The following is a 19,755-nucleotide window of genomic DNA, read 5'->3' as shown; positions in this document are numbered from 1 at the left end:
CCTGGAGGCTCCTGTGCTCGCCCGCACCGACCTGCGTGGCTCCACCCCGTCCACCGCCGAGCTCCGCGCGACCCTGCCGCGCGGCGAGGTCGACGTGGACGCCGTGCTGCACGCGGTGCGCCCGATCGTCGACGACGTCCGGGCGCGCGGCGTCGACGCCGCGCTGGAGATCGGCGAGCGCTTCGACAAGGTCCGGCCGGCGAGCGTGCGCGTGCCGGGGCCCGTTGTCGCGGCGGCGCTGGAGCACCTGGACGCCGACGTGCGGGCCGCGCTCGAGGAGTCCATCGCCCGCAGCCGCACGGTCCACGCCGACCAGCGACGCAGCGAGACCGTCACCCAGGTCGTCGCCGGGGGCACGGTCACCGAGCGCTGGGTGCCGGTCGAGCGGGTGGGGCTCTACGTCCCCGGGGGCAACGCGGTCTACCCCTCCAGCGTCGTCATGAACGTGGTGCCGGCCCAGGCGGCCGAGGTCGGCTCGCTGGTGGTCTGCTCCCCGCCGCAGGCCGACCACGGCGGGTGGCCGCACCCCGCGATCCTCGCGGCGTGCGCGCTGCTCGGCGTCGAGGAGGTCTGGTCCGTCGGTGGGGCGCAGGGGATCTCGCTGCTGGCGCTGGGTGGCACCGACACCACCGGCGACGTGCTGGAGCCCGTCGACCTCATCACCGGCCCGGGCAACATCTACGTCACCGCGGCCAAGCGCATCCTGCGCGGCATGGTCGGCATCGACTCCGAGGCCGGGCCCACCGAGATCGCCGTGCTCGCCGACGACACCGCCGACGCGGTGCACGTGGCCGCGGACCTGGTCAGCCAGGCCGAGCACGACGTGCTCGCCGCGAGCGTCCTGGTCACCACCAGCCCCGAGCTGGCCGACGCGGTGGACGCCGCGCTGGTGGAGATGGTGGCGGCCACCAAGCACACCGAGCGCATCCGCGAGGCGCTGGCGGGCCGGCAGTCCGGCACCGTGCTCGTCGACGACGTGGAGCAGGGGCTGCGGGTCGTGGACGCCTACGCCGCCGAGCACCTGGAGATCCAGACCCGGGACGCCTCGGTCGTGGCCCGCCGCGTCCGCAACGCCGGCGCCATCTTCGTCGGACCGTGGTCGCCGGTGAGCCTGGGTGACTACTGCGCCGGGTCCAACCACGTGCTGCCCACCGCGGGTTGCGCGCGGCACAGCTCCGGGCTCAGCGTGCAGACCTTCCTGCGCGGCATCCACCTCGTCGAGTACACCGAGGCCGCCCTGGCCGACGTGGCCCGGCACGTGGTGGTCCTGGCCGACGCGGAGGACCTGCCCGCCCACGGCGAGGCCGTGACCGCCCGGTTCCGGTCGTGACGATCGGGGAGCGCGTCACCCTCGCCGATCTCCCCCTCCGTCCGGAGCTGGTGGGCGCGAGCCCGTACGGCGCCCCACAGCTGGACGTGGCCGTGCGGCTCAACACCAACGAGAACCCGCACCCGCCCTCTGCCGCCCTGGTCGACGACGTCGCCGAGGCGGTGCGCGTGGCGGCCTCCGGGCTGCACCGCTACCCCGACCGCGACGCCGTGGGACTGCGCACCGAGCTCGCCGAGTACCTGGTGCGCCAGACGGGGGTGGCCGTCACCGTGGACAACGTGTGGGCGGCCAACGGCTCCAACGAGATCCTCCAGCAGCTGCTGCAGGCCTTCGGCGGGCCCGGGCGCACCGCGCTGGGCTTCGAGCCGAGCTACTCCATGCACCCCGTCATCTCCGGCGGCACCCGCACCAGGTGGCTGCCCGCACCGCGCCGGGCCGACTTCTCCCTCGACGTCGACGCCGCCGTCGCCGCGATCGCCGAGCACCGTCCGGACGTCCTGTTCGTGACCAGCCCCAACAACCCCACGGGGCAGTCGACCAGCCTCGACGACCTGCGCCGCATCGCCACCGCAGCAACCGGCATCGTCGTGGTGGACGAGGCGTACGCGGAGTTCTCCCCGGCCCCGAGCGCGCTCGAGCTGATCGCCGAGCTCCCGTCCCGGGTGGTCGTCAGCCGCACCATGAGCAAGGCGTTCGCGTTCGCCGGCGGACGGCTGGGGTACCTCGTGGCCGCACCTGCCCTGGTGGAGGCGATGCTGCTGGTGCGGCTGCCCTACCACCTCTCGGTGGTCACCCAGGCGGCGGCCCGGGCGGCGCTCCGGCACGCGAGCGAGACCCTGGGCACCGTCGCCGAGCTCGCCGCCGAGCGCGAACGGGTGTCGGAGGAGCTGTCCGGCATGGGGTTCCAGGTGGTGCCCAGCGACGCGAACTTCGTGCTGCTCGGCCGCTTCACCGATGCGCCCGCGGCGTGGCGGGGCTACCTGGAGCGCGGCGTGCTCATCCGGGACGTGGGCATCGCCGGGCACCTCCGTGCGACGATCGGCCTCCGCGGGGAGAACGACACCTTCCTCGCAGCGTCCGCCGACCTCGTCACCGAGCTCGACACCCCGCGCACGACCACGCAACCCCAGGGAGGACCCCAGTGACCCGCACCGCCCGGGTGGAGCGCACGACCCGCGAGTCGAGCATCGTCGTCACCCTCGACCTGGACGGCACCGGTGTGGTCGACGTGCGCACCGGGGTGCCGTTCTTCGACCACATGCTCACCGCGTTCGGGGTGCACGGCTGCTTCGACCTCACGGTGGCCGCCACCGGGGACACCCACGTGGAGGCGCACCACACCGTCGAGGACACCGCCATCGTGCTCGGCCAGGCGCTGCACACCGCGCTGGGGGACAAGGTCGGCATCCGCCGCTTCGGCGACGCCTACATCCCCATGGACGAGGCCCTCGCGCACGCCGCCGTGGACGTGTCCGGCCGGCCCTACTGCGTGCACACCGGGGAGCCGGAGCACATGCTCGGCGCGCTCATCGGTGGCGGCGGCGAGCCCCCCTACGCGACCGTCATCAACCGGCACGTGTTCGAGGCGCTGGCCGCGCACGCCCGGATCGCGCTGCACGTGCGGGTGCTGCACGGCCGCGACCAGCACCACGTCACCGAGGCCGAGTACAAGGCCGTGGCCCGGGCGCTGCGCCAGGCCGTGGAGCCGGACCCCCGGGTGACCGGTGTCCCGTCCACCAAGGGATCGCTGTGATGGCGGGCACCGACCGGAACGGCGCGCGGTAGCCGTGGTCGGCAACGACGTCGTCGTCGTCGGGCTGCTCGTGCTGGCCGGGTTCTTCGCCGGCGGTGCGTGGTCGGCCCGGAAGACCTCCGTGCCGCTGGCCGTCGCCGCGGCCCTCGCGTGCCTGCTCGCGCTCGCGTCGGCCGTGCTCCGTCTCGTCTGAGCGCGCCGGACCCGTGCTGAGCCGGGCGTTCCTGCTCCTGATGGGCACCACCGTGCTCTCGTTCGGCAGCTTCACGCTGCTGCTGCCGGTGGTGCCGCTGCAGGTGAGCGAGCTCGGCGGCGGGTCGGTGGCCGTGGGCGCGTGCACCGCGGTGTTCATGGCGGCCACCGTGGCCGTGCAGCTGCGCACACCGAGCCTGCTGCGCACCCGGGGGCACCGCTGGGTGCTGGTGACCGGGTGCGCGCTGCTCGGGGTACCGGCGCTGGTGCTGCCGCTGGTGGGTGCGGGGTTCGGCGTGCTCGGCGTGCTCGCGGTGACGGCCGTGCGCGGCTGCGGCTTCGGGCTGCTGACGGTGGCCTCGGGCGCGCTGGTCGCCGAGCTCGTGGAGCCGTCGAGGCTCGGGCGGGCCTCGTCGCTGTACGGGGTGGCCGTGGGCCTGCCCCAGCTGGTCACCCTGCCGGTGGGTCTGGCCGTGGTGGCATCGCACGGCACCTCCCCGGTGCTGCTCGCGGGCGGTGGGCTCGGACTGGCCGCGACGGTGCTGGCCCGGACGCTGCCGGCCGGCCCCCTGGGAGCGCCACCACCGGCAGCCGGCACCGCGCGGCTCGCCCCGAACGAGGTGGCCGTCCCGGTGGTCGCCCTCACCGTGGTCGCGCTCTCCTTCGGGGCCACCCTGACCTTCCTGCCGATCGCCGCCCCGGAGCGACCGGCCGCTGTCGGGCTCGCCCTCGCGGTCCTCACCGCGGCCATGCTCGTGGGCCGGGGGCTGGCCGGTCCGCTGGCGGCGCTGGCGGGGCAGCCGGGACGGGTCCTGCCCGCCGGTGTGCTGCTGGCCGCCGCGGGGGCCGCTGTCCTCGCGCTCGGGGTCGCGGCCGGGGGCGAAGGTGCTCTGCTGGTGGGCGCGGCACTGTTCGGAGCGGGGTTCGGCGTGGTGCAGAACGACAGCCTGGTGCTGCTGTTCGTCCGGGCGGGACCGGCGCGCAGGGGTCCGGCGAGCGCCGCCTGGAACGTGGCCTACGACGCCGGCACCGGGCTGGGCGCGGTGGTCCTCGGCGTCGTGGTGGCTGTGGCCGGGTACCCGTGGGCGTTCGGGGTGACGGCTGCGGCGGTCGGGCTGGTCGGGGTCGCGCTGGTGGTGGGCCGGACCCGTGGGACGGCCCCCGGTGACCAGGTGGTCACCGGGGGCCCTCGCGGGTCCCTGCCGCACGTCTAGCGGAGCCCGGCCTCCGTCCCACCTCCGTCGTGGACGTCCGTGGCGTCGTCGGCCGGCGTGCGGGTGCGGTCCGGGGTGGTCGGTGCCGGCAGCGGCCTGGCCAGGCTCAGGACGATCGAGGCCGCCAGCACCACCACGATGACCGCGAGGCTCGCCAGCGACGGGATCTCGGGAATGGCGGTCGAGAAGTTCTCGTGGCTGGCCTGCAGGATGAGCTTCACGCCGATGAAGGCGAGGATGAGCGCGAGGCCCTTGCCCAGGTAGTGGAAGCGGTCGAGCAGCCCGGCGAGCAGGAAGTACAGGGCCCGCAGACCCAGGATCGCGAAGGCGTTGGACGTGTAGACGATGAAGGAGTCCGAGCTGACCGCCAGCACGGCGGGGACGCTGTCGACGGCGAAGACGAGGTCGGCGGCCTCGATGGCGACGACGACGGCGAGCAGCGGGGTTCCGTAGCGCTTTCCGGCCTCGGTGATGAAGAACCTGGTGCCGTGGTACTCGTCCTTCATCGGGACGACCCTGCGCATCGCGCGCAGCGCCATCGAGGTCGACGGGTCGTAGTCGTCGTCCTCGCCCTGGACGAGCTTCCAGGCGCTGTAGAGCAGGACCGCGGCGAACAGGAACAGCACCGGCGAGAAGCGCTCGACGATCTGGACGCCCAGCGCCAGGAAGACGGCGCGGAAGACGAGGGCACCGATGACGCCGAAGAACAGCACGCGGTGCTGGTACTTCCCGGGCACCTTGAAGTAGGCGAAGATCAGCGCGAAGACGAACAGGTTGTCCACCGACAGGCTCTTCTCGAGCAGCCACGCGGTGAAGTACTGGACCCCGGCGCTCTCGGTCGTCACGGGGACCAGGGCGCCCGTCGCGTCGGTGACCATCGCGGGATCGACCACGATCCAGACCACGACGCCGAAGACGACGGCCAGGCCGACCCAGCCGGCGCTCCAGCGCGCGGCCTCGGCGAAGCCGATGACGTGGTCGTCGCGGTGGGCCAGCAGGTCGATGGCCAGGGCGACGGCGACGGTGACCACGAAGGCCACCCACAACCAGGTCGGGACGTCGAACACGGGGATCTCCTCGGTCGAAGGGGTTTCTGCTCCCCTCAAGGCTGACCGGCCGCGCGCTCCACGGCTGCGTCGACGACCGGACGAGTCAGTCCCGTCGCGTTGCCGACGGTCGGCAACGCCGAGCGGTCAGGCCTGCTCCAGCGGTACGTCCGGCCAGCGCAGCAGGCGCGCCGCGAGCACCGCGGCGTGCATCGTGAAGCGCTGGGCCGGGTCGGTGGGATCGGCGCCCAGGAGCTCGCGCACCCGCTGCAGCCGGTAGGTCACCGCGCGCACCGAGAGGTGCAGGCGCGCCGCGGTCGCCGTGGACACCCCGCCCGTGGCGTAGTAGGCGTCGAGGGTCTCCAGCAGGGGGCCGGCCCCGCCGCGGGCGGTGGCCAGCGGGCCGAGCACGGTGGTGACGAGCTCGTCGACCGCGGCCCGGTCGCGCAGCAGCACCTGGTAGACGACCAGCTCGGCGGCATCCACCACCGGCGTCTCCAGCCGCAGGCGCTCCGCGAGGTCGAGCGCGCTGCAGGCCTGCTCGTAGGACACCCGCACCGAGGTGGCCCCGGCCAGGGTGCGCCCCACCGCCGCCTGCCAGGTCCGCCCCGCCGCACCGCCCGGCAGGGCCTGGAGCAGCACGCGCGCCAGCCGCTGCCCGACGAGCGCGACGGCGGCGGTGTCGGGGGCGGCGAAGATGCACACCAGCAGGCCGTTCTTCACCGCCACCACAGGGTTCGCGTCCCCGTGGCCCCCCGCCAGGGCGCGCTCGAGCCGTCTCGGTACCGAGGTGGTGGAGGGGTCGTCGAAGGTCCGCTCGTGCCGGGCCACGAGCACCGCGTGCGGACTGGTGAGGTCCAGGCCGAGGTCGGCGGCGCGACCGGTCACCGCAGCAGCGTCGGGCCCGCCGGCGAGCAGGGTGTCGAACAGCTCGCGCCGGGTGGACTCCTGCTGGCGGGAGAGGTCGTTGCGGGCGAGCTGGAAGCCCTCGGCGAGCGCAGCCACGGCGTCGTCGGCCGCCCGCAGCACCGCGAGCCCCGCGGCCCGGACCCGGACGGCATCGCCCTCGGCCACGACGTCGAGCACCTCCCACAGCCGCCAGCACGCCGAGAGGTAGAGGTCGATCAACGCGCGCAGCGGCACCCCGGCCAGGGCTGCGGCCGACCCGCGCTCGCCGCACGCGGTGAGCTCGCCACGACGCAGCCGCCGACCCGAGGACGCCGCCTCGACGACGATGGGCAGGAAGTCCCCCAGCAGACCGGGGTCGACCCCTCCCGCGTCGTCGGCCGCCCCCTCGGCGACGGCCCGCACCGCGTCCGGATCCACCTGTCCTCCTGCCGGACCCGGGCAGCGTCCGGGTCTGCCTCTAGTGTTCCACCCATGGCTGCTCCGTCCGTCGTGGTGCTCGACTACGGCTCCGGCAACATCCGCTCCGCCGAGCGGGCGCTGCAGCGGGTGGGGGCGCAGGTCGAGGTCACCGCCGATCCCCACGCCGCGCTGCGCGCCGACGGCCTCTTCGTCCCCGGGGTGGGAGCGTTCGCCGCCTGCATGGCCGGGCTGCGCGCGGCCCAGGGTGACCGGGTCATCGGTCAGCGCCTGGCCGGCGGCCGTCCGGTGCTCGGGGTGTGCGTGGGCATGCAGGTGTTGTTCGAGCGTGGCGTGGAGCTCAGCCCGTCCGAGGGCCACGACGAGGCCGCCGAGGGGTGCGGGGAGTGGCCGGGGGTGGTGGAGCGGCTGCAGGCCGACGTGCTGCCGCACATGGGGTGGAACACGGTCGATCCGCCCGCCGGCAGCACCCTGTTCGCCGGGATGGACACCGACACCCGCTACTACTTCGTGCACTCCTACGGTGTGCAGCGCTGGGAGCTCGACGCCGACGGCCCGCTGCGGCCGCCCCTGGTGACGTGGGCGACGCACGGCTCCCGGTTCGTGGCCGCGGTGGAGAACGGGCCGCTGTGCGCCACCCAGTTCCACCCCGAGAAGTCCGGTGACGCGGGTGCGGCGCTGCTGGAGAACTGGGTCCGCTCCCTGTGAGCGGCGGGCCGGAGCTCTCGCTCGCCCGGCACGCCCTCCTCGTGCTGGGCTCGGCGACGGCTGTGCTGCTGCTCACGACCGTCCTGCTGGGGGTCCTGCAGCCGGGACCCACAGGGGCCCTGCTCGTCGTCGGTTCGGGGGTGGTGGGGTGCATCGCCGCCATGGCGGTGGCCGCGCGGTGGTCCACCCGGGTTCTGCGCCGGTCCGAGCCCGGCCCGGCGCCCGACTAGAGTTCGGCGACGTGAGCCTCGTCCTGCTGCCCGCTGTCGACGTCGCCGACGGACAGGCCGTGCGCCTGGTCCAGGGGGAGGCCGGGTCCGAGACCCGCTACGGCTCCCCGCGGGACGCCGCCCTGGCCTGGCAGTCCGACGGGGCGCAGTGGGTGCACCTGGTCGACCTGGACGCCGCCTTCGGTCGGGGTTCCAACCGCGAGCTGCTCGCCGCGGTGGTGGGTGAGCTCGACGTCGCCGTGGAGCTGTCCGGTGGCATCCGCGACGACGCCTCGCTGGAGGCCGCGCTGGCCACCGGCTGCGCCCGGGTGAACCTGGGCACCGCGGCGCTGGAGGACCCGGCCTGGTGCGCGAGCGCCATCGCCCGGTTCGGCGACAAGGTGGCCGTGGGCCTGGACGTGCAGGTGGTGGACGGGGTGCACCGGCTCAAGGCCCGCGGCTGGGTCAGCGACGGCGGCGAGCTGTTCGAGACCCTCGCCCGCCTGGACCGCGACGGGTGCTCCCGCTACGTCGTGACCGACGTGAGCAAGGACGGCACCCTGGGCGGTCCCAACCTGCAGCTGCTGCGCGACGTGTGCTCGGCCACCGACGCCCCCGTCATCGCCTCGGGCGGGGTGTCCACGGTGGCCGACCTGGAGGCGATCGCCGCGCTGGTGCCGCTGGGCGTCGAGGGCTCCATCGTCGGCAAGGCGCTGTACGCAGGTCGGTTCACCCTGCCGGAGGCGCTGGCGGCGGTGCGCGCGTGAGCCTGGACCTGCCCGGGCTGCTCGCGGAGGCCTCGGGCCTGCTGGAGTCGGTGACCGGCCGGTTCGTCGCCGGTCTCGGAGCACCCAGCGCGGTCGAGAAGGGCCCGGCCGACTTCGCGACCGCCGTCGACCTCGAGCTCGAGCGCCGCCTGTCCGCCGAGCTGACCGCCCGAACGGGGATCGCGGTGCACGGGGAGGAGTTCGGCGGTCCCGACGTGGGTGTCGGTCCGGTGTGGGTGCTGGACCCCATCGACGGCACCGCCAACTACTCGGCGGGGCTCCCGCTGGCCGGCATGCTGCTGGCGCTGCTGCAGGACGGGGTGCCGGTGGTGGGCCTGACGTGGCTGCCGCTGCTCGGCGAGCGGTACGCGGCGCTCGACGGCGGCCCGCTGCTGCGCAACGGGGTGGCCCTTCCGCCGCTGGCCCGCGGTGATCTCCGCTCGGCCACCACGTGCGTCGGCTCGCTGACCCGCAGCGGTGGCGGGCGCTACCCCGGGGAGTACCGGCTGCGGGCCCTCGGCGAGCTGACGGATGCGTGCCAGCGGGTCCGGCTGGTCGGAGCGACGGGGATCGACCTGGCGTGGACCGCGGCCGGGGTGCTCGGCGGCTCGGTCACCTTCGGCCACCACCCCTGGGACAACGCCGCCGGCGTGTGCCTCGTGCGCGCGGCCGGGGGTGTGGTCACCGACCTGGCGGGCCGGGACTGGCGGATCGACTCGCCGTCGGTGCTCGCCGCCGCCCCCGGGGTGCACGAGGAGATGCTGGAGCTGGTGCTCGCTCTCGGTGACCCGCTGGCGGTGCCGGCGTGAGTGTCGCGGTGCGGGTGATCCCCTGCCTGGACGTGGACGCCGGGCGGGTGGTGAAGGGCGTGCGCTTCGCCGACCTGCGCGACGCCGGGGACCCGGTGGAGCTGGCTGCGGCCTACGACGCCCAGGGCGCCGACGAGCTGACGTTCCTCGACGTCACGGCGTCCTCCGGGGAGCGGGCGACCATGCTGGACGTGGTGCGGCGCACGGCCGAGCAGGTGTTCATCCCCCTGACGGTGGGCGGGGGCGTCCGCGCCGTGGCCGACGTCGACGCGCTGCTGCGGGCGGGGGCGGACAAGGCGAGCGTGAACACCGCGGCGATCGCGAGGCCGGAGCTGCTCACCGAGCTGAGCCGGCGCTTCGGCTCCCAGTGCATCGTGCTCTCCGTGGACGCCCGCACCGTGCCCGCCGGCAGCGCTCCGACGCCGTCGGGCTGGGAGGTCACCACCCACGGGGGCAAGCGCGGCACCGGGATCGACGCGGTGGAGTGGGCCACGCGTGGCGCGGAGCTCGGCGTGGGGGAGATCCTGCTGAACTCGATGGATGCCGACGGCACCAAGGCCGGCTTCGACCTGGCGATGATCGTGGCCGTCCGTGCGGCGGTGGACGTCCCGGTGATCGCGAGCGGGGGAGCCGGTGCGCTGGAGCACTTCCCGCCGGCGGTGGCCGCCGGGGCGGACGCCGTGCTCGCGGCGACGGTGTTCCACTTCGGCGAGCTGACCATCCCGGGCGTCAAGGACGCGCTGCGGGCCGCGGGGGTGGTGGTCCGGTGAGCGGGCTCGATCCCGCGGTCGCGGACCGCCTGCGGCGCAACGCCGACGGGTTGGTGTGCGCCGTCGCGCAGCAGCGCGGCACGGGCGAGGTGCTGATGGTCGCGTGGATGGACGACGAGGCGCTGCACCGCACGCTCACCACGCGCCGGGCCACCTACTGGTCGCGCTCGCGGCAGGAGTACTGGGTCAAGGGCGCGACGTCCGGGCACACCCAGCACGTGCACGAGGTGCGGCTGGACTGCGACGGGGACACCCTGCTGCTCGTGGTCGACCAGGTGGGCGCGGCCTGCCACACCGGCGACCGGACGTGCTTCGACGCCGACGTCCTGCTGCCCGCCCAGGACTGAGCGCGGGCGGGCCGGTCGAGTGCCGGCGGTCAGGCGCTGGCACCCCTGAGCACCGTGAGCGCCTCGTCGGCGTGGTTCTCGAACTTCAGCTCGCCACCGATCACGGCCAGGACCTCCCGGTCGGCGCCGATCACGAAGGTCTTGCGCTTGACCGGTCCGATCTTGGCCAGCAGGCCGCTGCGCCTGACGCCGAACTGCTCGGCCACGGTGCCGCCCACGTCGGCCAGCAGGGGGTAGTCCAGGTTCTCACCTCGGACGAAGGCGGCCTGCGCGGCTACCGAGTCGGGGCTGATGCCCAGGCGCTGGGCGCCCACGGCCTCGAACTCCGCGGCGAGGTCGCGGAAGTGGCACGCCTCCGTGGTGCACCCCGAGGACGAGGCGATCGGGTAGAAGAAGAGCACCACCGGACCCTTCGCGAGGTGCGCACCCAGGGTGGTGGTGGTGCCCTTGTCGTCGGCCAGCTCGAAGTCCGGCGCGGTGTCTCCCTGCTTCATGGCGGCGAGCGTAGCTCCACGGGGTCATGATCGTGCCGCCGAACCGCAGAGGTCCCCGGCAACGATCACACCACCGTCGGCACCGTCCGACCACGTTCCACCCCGCCCCGTCAGAACGACCGTCAGGAGTGCCCCCGTGGCCGGAGCCGCCCCCAAGCTGACCGCCCTGCTCAACGAGGTGACGGGTGCGGCGCTGCCCGTCCGCATCCGCTGCTGGGACGGCAGCGAGTCCGGTCCGACCGGCGCGCCCGTCCTGGTCATCCGCTCCCGCACGGCACTGCGCCGGCTGCTGTGGCAGCCCGACGAGCTCGGCTTCTCCCAGGCCTACGTGGCCGGTGAGCTGGACATCGAGGGCGACATGACCACTGCTCTGCAGCACTTCTGGGGCGCCATCCGCGAGCTCGGCGTGGCCAAGCCCGAGATCGGCGTCCGCACCCGGCTGCGCGCGGCGTCGCTGTTGCTGCGCCTGGGGGCGGTGGGGCCGAGGCCGACCGCGCCGGGGGAGGAGGCGAGGCTGAAGGGCCTGCTGCACAGCAAGACCCGCGACCGTGACGCCATCAGCCACCACTACGACCTGAGCAACGACTTCTACCACCTGCTGCTGGACGAGCACATGGCCTACTCGTGCGCCTACTACACGCAGGCTCCGGGCTCGGCCGGCTACACCCTGCACGACGCGCAGACCGACAAGCTGGACCTGGTGTGCCGCAAGCTCGGCCTGCAGCCCGGCCAGCGCCTGCTCGACGTGGGGTGCGGCTGGGGGTCGATGATCCTGCACGCCGCCGAGCACTACGGGGTGCACGCCACCGGTGTCACCATCTCCAGCGAGCAGCGCGACTTCATCGAGAAGCGGGTGGCCGAGCGCGGGCTGCAGGGCAAGGTGACCGTGCGCCTGCAGGACTACCGCGAGGTGTCGGACGGGCCCTACGACGCCATCAGCACCATCGAGATGGGCGAGCACGTCGGGGCCGAGAACTACGACGTCTACACCGCCACCCTGTACCGCCTGCTCAAGCCGAGGGGCCGGCTGCTGCTGCAGCAGATGTCCCGGGTGGACAACCCCGGCGGCGGTGCCTTCATCGAGAGCTACATCGCACCGGACATGACGATGGTCCCGCTGGGCACCACGGCCAACAACATCGAGAAGGCGGGTTTCGAGATCCGCGACGTGCACGTGATGCGGGAGCACTACGTGCACACCATCCGGGCGTGGCTGGACACCTTCGAGTCCCGCATCGACGAGGTGGTCGCGATGATCGGTGTGGGCCAGTCGCGGGTGTGGCGGCTCTACATCGTGGGCAGCGCACTGGCCTTCGAGGAGAACCGCATGGGCGTGGACCAGTTCCTGGCCGTGAAGCCCGACGTCGAGGGGGTCAGCGGCATCCCGCGCACCCGGGACGAGTGGTCGGTCGGCGTCGTCCGGTGACGGGTCGCCGGTCGGGGAGGATGAGCGGGTGATCTCCCCGGGAACCGTGCTGCTGACCCTGCTGCTCTCCGCCGTCGCCATCCTCGTCGTGTTCCTGGCGACCTTCGGGTGGGCGCTGGCCGCGGGCAAGCAGGCCGTGGTCGACATCGTCTGGGGGCCGGGGTTCGCGGTCGTCGCGCTGGTGGCCTACCTCGTCGCGGCCGGCACGGACGCCGGTGTCGGCGGACGACCCACCGTGCTGCTCGTGCTGGTGGTGGCGTGGGGCCTGCGCCTGGGTGGGCACATCTTCGCGCGCAGCCGCGGGGCCGGCGAGGACCCGCGCTACGAGGCGATCATGGCCGAGGCCACCGGGGACCCGCGCCTGCACGCCTTCCGGAAGGTGTACCTGACCCAGGCCGTCGTCATGTGGGTGGTGTCCCTGCCCGTGCAGGTGGGCATGTCGGCAACGGGCGGCGGCGCGCTGGTGGCCACCCTCGTCGGGCTCGGAGTGCTGCTGTGGCTGGTCGGCTTCGTCTTCGAGACCGTGGGCGACGCCCAGCTCACCCGCTTCAAGGCCGACCCCGCGAACAAGGGCACGGTGATGGACTCCGGGCTGTGGCGCTACACGCGGCACCCCAACTACTTCGGCGACGTGTGCGTGTGGTGGGGCATCTTCCTGGTCAGCCTCGCGAGCCCGTGGGTGCTGGTGACCGTGGTGGGGCTGCTGCTGATGACCCGCCTGCTGACCAAGACCACCGGCAAGGAGCTCATGGAGAAGCACCTGAGCACGCGCGAGGGCTACGCGGAGTACGTCGAGCGCACCAGCGGCTTCCTCCCGCTGCCGCCGGGCTCGAGGGGCGCGCGCTCGTCCTGAGGCCGTGCTGCGGCGCGGACCCGCACCCGCGCCTGAGAGACTGTGGCCCATGCCCGGTGTCCCGCTCGGCCAGACCACGCCCTCGCTGGAGGAGTTCCGCGCCCTCGCCGCGGAGCACCGCGTGGTGCCCGTCACCCGCCGCGTCCTGGCCGACTCCGAGACCCCGGTCTCGGCGTACCGCAAGCTCGCCGGCGACCGCCCCGGCACCTTCCTGCTGGAGTCGGCGGAGAACGGTCGCAGCTGGTCGCGGTGGAGCTTCATCGGCGTCGGCGCCCCCGCAGCGCTCACCGTCGTCGGCGGCGAGGCCGTGTGGCAGGGCACCGTCCCGACGGGTGCACCCAGCGGCGGTGACCCCCTGGCGGTGCTGCGGGAGACCTGCGAGCTGCTGCGCTCGGAACGCCTGCCCGGGCTGCCCCCGCTGACCGGCGGCATGGTGGGCTACCTGGGCTACGACGTGGTGCGCCGGCTCGAGCGGCTGCCCAGCACGGCCACCGACGACCTGCAGGTCCCCGAGATGGTGATGCTGCTGGCCACCGACCTCGCCGCCGTCGACCACCACGAGGGCACCATCACCCTCATCGCCAACGCCGTGAACTGGGACGGCTCCGACGAGCGGGTGGACCAGGCGCACGCGGACGCGGTGTCCCGCCTCGACGCCATGGCCTTCGCGCTGGCCGCGCCCTCGGCCTCCACGGTCACCACCTTCGACCGGCCCGAGCCGCAGTACCGCCGTGCGCGCAGCAGCGCCGAGCACGAGGCGGGCGTGCGCGCCCTGGTGGCCGAGATCGAGGCGGGCGAGGCCTTCCAGGTGGTGCTCAGCCAGCGCTTCGAGATGGACACCTCCGCGGACCCGCTCGACGTCTACCGGGTGCTGCGCGCCTCCAACCCCAGCCCGTACATGTACCTGATGCGGGTGCCGGACGGCGCGGGCGGCACCGCGTTCGACATCGTCGGCTCGAGCCCCGAGGCGCTGGTCACGGTGGTGGACGGCACCGCCACCACGCACCCCATCGCGGGGACCCGATGGCGCGGCGCCACCGCGGAGGACGACCTGCTGCTGGAGAAGGAGCTGTGCGCCGACGAGAAGGAGAACGCCGAGCACCTCATGCTCGTCGACCTCGGCCGCAACGACCTGGGGCGTGTCTGCGAGCCCGGCTCGGTGCACGTCACCGAGTACCGCCACGTCGAGCGCTACAGCCACGTCATGCACCTGGTGTCCACCGTCGTCGGCCGTCTCGCGGCCGGGCGCACCGCCCTGGACGCCGTGACGGCGTGCTTCCCGGCGGGCACGCTCTCCGGCGCTCCCAAGCCCCGGGCGCTGGAGCTCATCGAGGCGGCCGAGCCCACCCGGCGCGGGGTGTACGGCGGGATCCTGGGCTACCTGGACTTCGCCGGTGACGCCGACACCGCGATCACCATCCGCACCGCCGTGATCAAGGACGGCACCGCCTACGTGCAGGCCGGCGGTGGTGTGGTGGCCGACTCGGACCCGGCCGCCGAGGACCTGGAGACGCGCAACAAGGCGATGGCCGTGCTCGCCGCCGTCGCTGCGGCGGAGACCATGCGCCCGGCCGCCGCCGGGACGGACACGATGCGCCCGGCCGCCGCCGGGACGGAGACCATGCGCCCGGCCGCCGGGGTGCACCGTGGGTGAGGGCACGGGGCCGCGGCGAGCCGGGACGCGGGAGGTCGTCGTCGGCCTGCTGGTCGCGTCGGCGCTGATCTGGGCGGGCTCGCGCTTCACCTGGGTCTCCGCCACCACCGTCGACGACCTGCGCGGCACCCGGACCACGGGGCTCAAGGGCTCCACCTGGGCCGCCGAGCTCGTCCCGCTGGCCCTGGTGGCACTGGCCGCCGTCGCCGCCGTGCTCGCCGTGCGGGGGTGGGTGCTCAGGGTGGTCGCAGCGCTCGTGGTCCTCGTCGGCGTGGCGTCGGTGGTGCCGGCCGTGCGGCTGCTCGCGGGCAGTGCGTCCCCCGACCGGGCGCGGGCACTGCTGGACAGCGCGAGCGCCCAGGTCAGCACCTCGACCTCGGCCCCCGGCGCCCTCCTGGTCGGGCTGGGGGGGCTGCTCATGGTGCTCAGCGGGGGACTGCTGCTGCGGGCGCCCGGACGGGCTCGGGGACTGTCCGACCGCTACCAGACCCCCGCCGTGCGGCGGGAGCGCGCGAGCGCGGTGGCCGAGGGCGGGGTGGACGAGGGCGAGGCGGACGGCGAGCTCACCGAGCGGCGGATCTGGGACGCCCTGGACGCCGGCGAGGACCCCACCGCCGGGCCCGGTCCTGGGGCGGGTCGAGACCCACATCACTCTCCGTCTACCCTTCCCGGTGACCCCAGCACCGGTGGGCGAGAGGGGGGCGGTACCCAGTGACGAGTGTCCTCGAGTCCATTCTCGACGGCGTCCGAGGCGACGTCGCGGCGCGCGAGAGCGCCACCGACCTCGCGACCGTGAAGGCCGCCGCCGCCGCCGCACCCCCGGCGCGGGACGCCGTGGCCGCCCTGCGCGAGCCCGGCATCGCCGTCATCGCCGAGGTCAAGCGGAAGAGCCCGGCCAAGGGCGCGCTGGCCGACATCGGCGATCCGGCGAGCCTCGCCGGCTCCTACGCCGACGGCGGCGCGCGGATCATCAGCGTGCTCACCGAGGAGCGCCGCTTCGGCGGCTCGCTGGCCGATCTCGACGCCGTGCGCGCGGCGGTGGACGTCCCCGTGCTGCGCAAGGACTTCATCGTCGGCCCGTACCAGGTGCACGAGGCGCGGGCGCACGGGGCGGACGTGGTGCTGCTCATCGTGGCCGCGCTGGAGCAGAACACCCTCAGCGCGCTGCTCGACCGGGTGGAGTCCCTCGGGATGACCGCGCTGGTCGAGGTGAACAACGAGGCCGAGGCCGACCGCGCGCTGCAGGCCGGTGCCCGGGTCATCGGGGTCAACGCGCGCAACCTGCACACCCTCGAGGTGGACCGGGACAACTTCGCCCGCATCGCTCCCGGTCTGCCCAGCGACGTCCTCAAGATCGCCGCGTCCGGGGTGCGGGGCACCGCCGACCTGCTCGCCTACGCCGGTGCGGGGGCGGACGCCGTCCTCGTCGGTGAGGGCCTCGTCACCGCCAAGAACCCGCGCAGTGCCGTGTCCGACCTGGTGGCCGCCGGTTCGCACCCGTCCTGCCCCAAGCCCGCACGCTGAGCGGTCCCCGGGTGGCCGGGTAGGTGGTGCGGCGGTGGGGGATGATGGTCGGGTGACGACCACCTCCCCGACCGTGACCCCGGCGAGAGCGGGCCTGCCGAAGGCCAGCGACGGGCTCACCGACCGCAGCAGCCACGACCCGGACGCGACCGGGCACTTCGGCGACTACGGCGGTCGCTTCGTCCCCGAGGCCCTCATCGGGGCGCTGGAGGAGCTGGCCGCGGCCTACGAGAAGGCGCGCAGCGACCCGGAGTTCCTGCAGACGCTGGACGACCTGCAGCGCGACTACACCGGGCGCCCGTCGCCGGTGTTCGAGGCGCGCCGGCTCTCCGAGCACGCGGGCGGGGCCCGGATCCTGCTCAAGCGCGAGGACCTGAACCACACCGGCTCGCACAAGATCAACAACGTCCTCGGCCAGGTGCTCCTGGCCAAGAAGATGGGCAAGACCCGGGTCATCGCGGAGACCGGGGCCGGGCAGCACGGCGTGGCCACGGCCACGGCGTGCGCCCTGCTCGGCCTCGAGTGCGTGGTCTACATGGGCAGGGTCGACACCGAGCGCCAGGCGCTGAACGTCGCCCGGATGCGACTGCTGGGCGCCGAGGTCATCGCCGTGAGCTCCGGATCGGCGACGCTCAAGGACGCCATCAACGAGGCCCTGCGCGAGTGGGTCACGCGGGTGGACGACACCCACTACTGCCTCGGCACCGTGGCCGGACCGCACCCGTTCCCGCTGATGGTGCGCGACTTCCACCGGATCATCGGCATGGAGGCCCGGGCCCAGGTGCTCAGCAGCCACGGCCGGCTGCCCGACGCGGTGGTCGCCTGCGTCGGCGGGGGATCGAACGCGATCGGCATCTTCCACGCCTTCCTCGACGACCCGGACGTGCGGCTGGTGGGCTACGAGCCCGGGGGCGACGGCGTCGAGACCGGTCGGCACGGCGCGACCCTGACCGCGGGCAGCCCGGGCTCGCTGCACGGGGCCATGAGCTACCTGCTGCAGGACGAGGACGGGCAGACGAGCGAGTCGCACTCCATCTCCGCGGGGCTGGACTACCCGGGCGTGGGCCCGGAGCACGCGCTGCTCAAGGACCTCGGGCGCGCCGAGTACCACCCGGTCACCGACACCGAGGCGATGGACGCCTTCCGGCTGCTGTGCCGCACCGAGGGCATCATCCCGGCCATCGAGAGCGCGCACGCCATCTCCGGTGCCGTGCGGCTGGGCCGCGAGCTCGGTCCCGGGGCGATCATCCTGGTCAACCTCTCCGGCCGCGGTGACAAGGACGTGGACACCGCGGCCCGCTGGTTCGCCGACCACGGTGAGCCGGTCGTGGACCCCGCGTCGCTGGACCACCCCGAGCCGAACCGCGCGGACGGGCCGGGCTCGGGCACGGGCGAGCAGCTGTGAGCCGCCTGCAGCCGATGTTCGACAGCTGCCGCGCCGAGGGCCGCGCCGCGCTGGTGGGCTACCTGCCCGCCGGCTACCCCACGGTCGCCGGCTCGGTCGGCACCCTCAAGGCCATGGTCGAGGCGGGCTGCGACCTCCTCGAGGTCGGCGTGCCGTACTCCGATCCCGTCATGGACGGTCCGACCATCCAGGCGGCGGCCGACACCGCGCTGCGGGCCGGGGTCCGGCTACGCGACGTCATCGACGTGGTGGAGCAGGTCACCGCGGCCGGGGGCCGGGCGGTGGTGATGACCTACTACAACCCGGTCCGTCGCTACGGGGTCGACGCCTTCGCCCGCGACCTGGCCTCGGCGGGCGGGCTCGGGATCATCACCCCGGACCTGGTGCCCGACGAGGCCGCGGCCTGGATCGCGGCCTCGCAGGACCACGACCTCGACCGGATCTTCCTGCTCGCGCCCTCCTCCACGGAGGAGCGGGTGGCCAGCACCGCCGCCGCGAGCAGCGGGTTCCTCTACGCCGCGTCCACCATGGGTGTCACCGGCGCGCGGGATGCGGTGTCCTCGGCCGCGCCCGCCCTGGTCGCCCGGGTGCGCACGCACTCCGCCATCCCGGTGGGCGTCGGGCTCGGGGTGCGCTCTCGGGCCCAGGCGGCCGAGGTGGCCGGCTTCGCGGACGCGGTGATCGTGGGCTCGGCCATCGTCACCGCGGCCGCGGAGGGCGAGCAGGCCGTCCGTGACCTCGTCGGCGAGCTGGCCGAGGGCGTGCGCGGGGGGCACCCCGCTACCGTGGAGGCGTGAGCACCACGAGCACCGTCCTGGCCTACATCCCGAGCCCGCCCCAGGGGGTCTGGCAGCTGGGCCCGTTCCCGTTGCGCGCCTACGCCATCTTCATCATCATCGGCATCGTCGTGGCCGTCTGGTGGGGTGAGAAGCGGTGGGCCGCACGCGGCGGCGCGCACGGAACCATCTCCGACATCGCCATCTGGGCGGTCCCCTTCGGCCTCGTCGGTGGACGGCTCTACCACGTCGCCACCGACAACGAGAAGTACTTCGGTCCCGGCAAGAACCCCGTCAACGCACTGCGCATCTGGGACGGTGGCCTCGGCATCTGGGGTGCGGTGCTGCTCGGGGGTGTGGGTGCGTGGATCGCGTGCCGCCGCAAGGGGATCCCCCTCCCGGCGCTCGCCGACGCCATCGGCGCCCCGATCGTGGTGGCCCAGGCCATCGGGCGCATCGGCAACTACTTCAACCAGGAGCTCTACGGCCGGGCGACGACCCTGCCGTGGGGGCTGGAGATCTTCCCGCGGGTGGACGGCCTCGGCCGACCCGACGAGCTCAACGGCACCGTCCCCGACGGCGCGGCCGCGGTGGCCGTGGTGCAGCCGACCTTCCTCTACGAGCTGCTCTGGGACCTGGTGGTCGCCGCCGTCGTGGTGTGGGCCGACCGGCGCTTCCGGCTGGGTCACGGGCGGGCGTTCGCGCTCTACGTGGCCGGCTACTGCGTGGGGCGCCTCGGCGTCGAGCTGTTGCGCTCGGACCCGGCGACCATGGTGCTCGGCATCCGGATCAACGTGTTCACCGCGGTGATCGTGTTCCTCGCGGCCGTCGCCTACATCGTGCTGGCGCCCAAGGGCCGGGAGGACCCGGCCAGCCTGGGCCCGGCAGCGGCCGAGGGCGGACCGGTCGGTGCGCCCGAGCCGGCGGCAGGCCACGGCGCGGTGGGCGGCGCTGTCGTGGCCGGCGGTGCGGTTGCCCCGGAGGTGGTCGACGACGGTCCGGCGGGCCGCGAGACGGCGGCGGACGACGAGCCCGCCGCCGTCCCGCTCGGCCCGCCCGACCGCACCCCCTGAGGATCCCCGGACCCCGCGCGCTCCCCGGCGACCGGCGGTCGTGCGGGGGCGGTCTCGCCGAGCAGGCCCGAGGTGACGG

At 74.2% G+C, this 19,755-nt stretch carries 22 protein-coding genes; 19 read left to right on the top strand and 3 right to left on the bottom strand.

Features of this window, described 5'->3' with window-relative positions; all coding sequences use genetic code 11:
* Nucleotides 1–13 precede the first annotated feature (13 nt).
* Genes hisD through RHODO2019_RS09600 form a run of 5 tightly spaced genes read left to right on the top strand, consistent with a single transcriptional unit; the run spans nucleotide 14 to nucleotide 4,489 of the window.
* A complete protein-coding gene (gene hisD / locus RHODO2019_RS09620; RefSeq protein ID WP_265381599.1) occupies nucleotides 14–1,330 on the top strand; it encodes a histidinol dehydrogenase in 1,317 nt (438 codons plus the stop codon).
* Nucleotides 1,327–2,475: a histidinol-phosphate transaminase gene (locus RHODO2019_RS09615; RefSeq protein ID WP_265381598.1), complete on the top strand. Its 1,149-nt coding sequence runs from the start codon at nucleotides 1,327–1,329 to the stop codon at nucleotides 2,473–2,475. The genes hisD and RHODO2019_RS09615 overlap by 4 nt, the downstream gene beginning before the upstream one ends.
* Nucleotides 2,472–3,083, top strand: a complete 612-nt coding sequence (gene hisB / locus RHODO2019_RS09610; protein ID WP_265381597.1) for an imidazoleglycerol-phosphate dehydratase HisB — start codon at nucleotides 2,472–2,474, stop codon at nucleotides 3,081–3,083. Before RHODO2019_RS09615 ends, hisB begins: the two co-directional genes overlap by 4 nt.
* A 34-nt stretch (nucleotides 3,084–3,117) precedes the next feature.
* On the top strand, nucleotides 3,118–3,276 hold the full coding sequence (locus tag RHODO2019_RS09605) for a hypothetical protein (protein WP_265381596.1): 159 nt from the start codon (nucleotides 3,118–3,120) through the stop codon (nucleotides 3,274–3,276).
* A gap of 13 nt (nucleotides 3,277–3,289) precedes the next feature.
* The gene (locus RHODO2019_RS09600; RefSeq protein ID WP_265381595.1) at nucleotides 3,290–4,489 is read left to right on the top strand and encodes an MFS transporter; all 1,200 of its coding nucleotides are present in this window, start codon (nucleotides 3,290–3,292) and stop codon (nucleotides 4,487–4,489) included.
* Here RHODO2019_RS09600 and RHODO2019_RS09595 read toward each other — a convergent pair.
* Together RHODO2019_RS09595 and RHODO2019_RS09590 are read right to left on the bottom strand one after the other, a co-directional pair.
* Entirely contained in the window at nucleotides 4,486–5,556 is a 1,071-nt protein-coding gene (locus RHODO2019_RS09595; protein WP_265381594.1) for a TerC family protein, read from the bottom strand. The genes RHODO2019_RS09600 and RHODO2019_RS09595 overlap by 4 nt on opposite strands.
* 126 nt (nucleotides 5,557–5,682) lie before the next feature.
* Complete coding sequence (locus RHODO2019_RS09590; protein WP_265381593.1) at nucleotides 5,683–6,861, bottom strand: PucR family transcriptional regulator; 1,179 nt, start codon at nucleotides 6,859–6,861, stop codon at nucleotides 5,683–5,685.
* A 54-nt stretch (nucleotides 6,862–6,915) separates the two neighbouring features.
* On the opposite strand from RHODO2019_RS09590, the gene hisH reads away from it, so the two are divergent.
* Genes hisH through hisI form a run of 6 tightly spaced genes read left to right on the top strand, consistent with a single transcriptional unit; the run spans nucleotide 6,916 to nucleotide 10,471 of the window.
* Nucleotides 6,916–7,569: an imidazole glycerol phosphate synthase subunit HisH gene (gene hisH / locus RHODO2019_RS09585; RefSeq protein ID WP_265381592.1), complete on the top strand. Its 654-nt coding sequence runs from the start codon at nucleotides 6,916–6,918 to the stop codon at nucleotides 7,567–7,569.
* Nucleotides 7,566–7,799 carry a hypothetical protein gene (locus RHODO2019_RS09580; protein WP_265381591.1) on the top strand — a complete coding sequence of 78 codons (234 nt, stop codon included), beginning with the start codon at nucleotides 7,566–7,568 and terminating at the stop codon, nucleotides 7,797–7,799. Before hisH ends, RHODO2019_RS09580 begins: the two co-directional genes overlap by 4 nt.
* Nucleotides 7,800–7,810: 11 nt before the next feature.
* A complete protein-coding gene (gene priA / locus RHODO2019_RS09575) occupies nucleotides 7,811–8,545 on the top strand; it encodes a bifunctional 1-(5-phosphoribosyl)-5-((5-phosphoribosylamino)methylideneamino)imidazole-4-carboxamide isomerase/phosphoribosylanthranilate isomerase PriA (RefSeq protein ID WP_265381590.1) in 735 nt (244 codons plus the stop codon).
* Nucleotides 8,542–9,354: an inositol monophosphatase family protein gene (locus RHODO2019_RS09570; protein ID WP_265381589.1), complete on the top strand. Its 813-nt coding sequence runs from the start codon at nucleotides 8,542–8,544 to the stop codon at nucleotides 9,352–9,354. Before priA ends, RHODO2019_RS09570 begins: the two co-directional genes overlap by 4 nt.
* Entirely contained in the window at nucleotides 9,351–10,124 is a 774-nt protein-coding gene (gene hisF / locus RHODO2019_RS09565; protein WP_265381588.1) for an imidazole glycerol phosphate synthase subunit HisF, read from the top strand. The genes RHODO2019_RS09570 and hisF overlap by 4 nt, the downstream gene beginning before the upstream one ends.
* The gene (gene hisI, locus RHODO2019_RS09560; protein ID WP_265381587.1) at nucleotides 10,121–10,471 is read left to right on the top strand and encodes a phosphoribosyl-AMP cyclohydrolase; all 351 of its coding nucleotides are present in this window, start codon (nucleotides 10,121–10,123) and stop codon (nucleotides 10,469–10,471) included. The genes hisF and hisI overlap by 4 nt, the downstream gene beginning before the upstream one ends.
* A 29-nt stretch (nucleotides 10,472–10,500) precedes the next feature.
* On the opposite strand, the gene RHODO2019_RS09555 is transcribed toward hisI, so the two are convergent.
* A complete protein-coding gene (locus tag RHODO2019_RS09555; protein WP_265381586.1) occupies nucleotides 10,501–10,965 on the bottom strand; it encodes a peroxiredoxin in 465 nt (154 codons plus the stop codon).
* A gap of 136 nt (nucleotides 10,966–11,101) precedes the next feature.
* On the opposite strand from RHODO2019_RS09555, the gene RHODO2019_RS09550 reads away from it, so the two are divergent.
* The 8 genes from RHODO2019_RS09550 to lgt are packed head-to-tail and all read left to right on the top strand — an operon-like array spanning nucleotide 11,102 to nucleotide 19,676.
* A complete protein-coding gene (locus RHODO2019_RS09550) occupies nucleotides 11,102–12,391 on the top strand; it encodes an SAM-dependent methyltransferase (RefSeq protein WP_265381585.1) in 1,290 nt (429 codons plus the stop codon).
* Between the two features lie 28 nt (nucleotides 12,392–12,419).
* The gene (locus tag RHODO2019_RS09545) at nucleotides 12,420–13,244 is read left to right on the top strand and encodes a DUF1295 domain-containing protein (RefSeq protein WP_265381584.1); all 825 of its coding nucleotides are present in this window, start codon (nucleotides 12,420–12,422) and stop codon (nucleotides 13,242–13,244) included.
* Between the two features lie 49 nt (nucleotides 13,245–13,293).
* The gene (locus RHODO2019_RS09540; protein ID WP_265381583.1) at nucleotides 13,294–14,898 is read left to right on the top strand and encodes an anthranilate synthase component I; all 1,605 of its coding nucleotides are present in this window, start codon (nucleotides 13,294–13,296) and stop codon (nucleotides 14,896–14,898) included.
* Nucleotides 14,891–15,613, top strand: a complete 723-nt coding sequence (locus RHODO2019_RS09535) for a TIGR02234 family membrane protein (RefSeq protein WP_265381582.1) — start codon at nucleotides 14,891–14,893, stop codon at nucleotides 15,611–15,613. The genes RHODO2019_RS09540 and RHODO2019_RS09535 overlap by 8 nt, the downstream gene beginning before the upstream one ends.
* Nucleotides 15,610–16,422, top strand: a complete 813-nt coding sequence (gene trpC / locus RHODO2019_RS09530; RefSeq protein ID WP_265381581.1) for an indole-3-glycerol phosphate synthase TrpC — start codon at nucleotides 15,610–15,612, stop codon at nucleotides 16,420–16,422. Before RHODO2019_RS09535 ends, trpC begins: the two co-directional genes overlap by 4 nt.
* 52 nt (nucleotides 16,423–16,474) lie before the next feature.
* Nucleotides 16,475–17,827: a tryptophan synthase subunit beta gene (trpB, locus tag RHODO2019_RS09525; RefSeq protein ID WP_265381580.1), complete on the top strand. Its 1,353-nt coding sequence runs from the start codon at nucleotides 16,475–16,477 to the stop codon at nucleotides 17,825–17,827.
* A gap of 14 nt (nucleotides 17,828–17,841) precedes the next feature.
* The gene (gene trpA, locus RHODO2019_RS09520; RefSeq protein ID WP_265384708.1) at nucleotides 17,842–18,624 is read left to right on the top strand and encodes a tryptophan synthase subunit alpha; all 783 of its coding nucleotides are present in this window, start codon (nucleotides 17,842–17,844) and stop codon (nucleotides 18,622–18,624) included.
* Entirely contained in the window at nucleotides 18,621–19,676 is a 1,056-nt protein-coding gene (lgt, locus tag RHODO2019_RS09515; RefSeq protein ID WP_265381579.1) for a prolipoprotein diacylglyceryl transferase, read from the top strand. The genes trpA and lgt overlap by 4 nt, the downstream gene beginning before the upstream one ends.
* The last annotated feature ends 79 nt before the right edge of the window (nucleotides 19,677–19,755 follow it).

Source organism: Rhodococcus antarcticus, from assembly GCF_026153295.1.
GTDB lineage: Bacteria > Actinomycetota > Actinomycetes > Mycobacteriales > Mycobacteriaceae > Rhodococcus_D > Rhodococcus_D antarcticus.
Note: the sequence above shows the minus strand (reverse complement) of the source record. Positions and strands in the feature narration are given on the sequence as shown.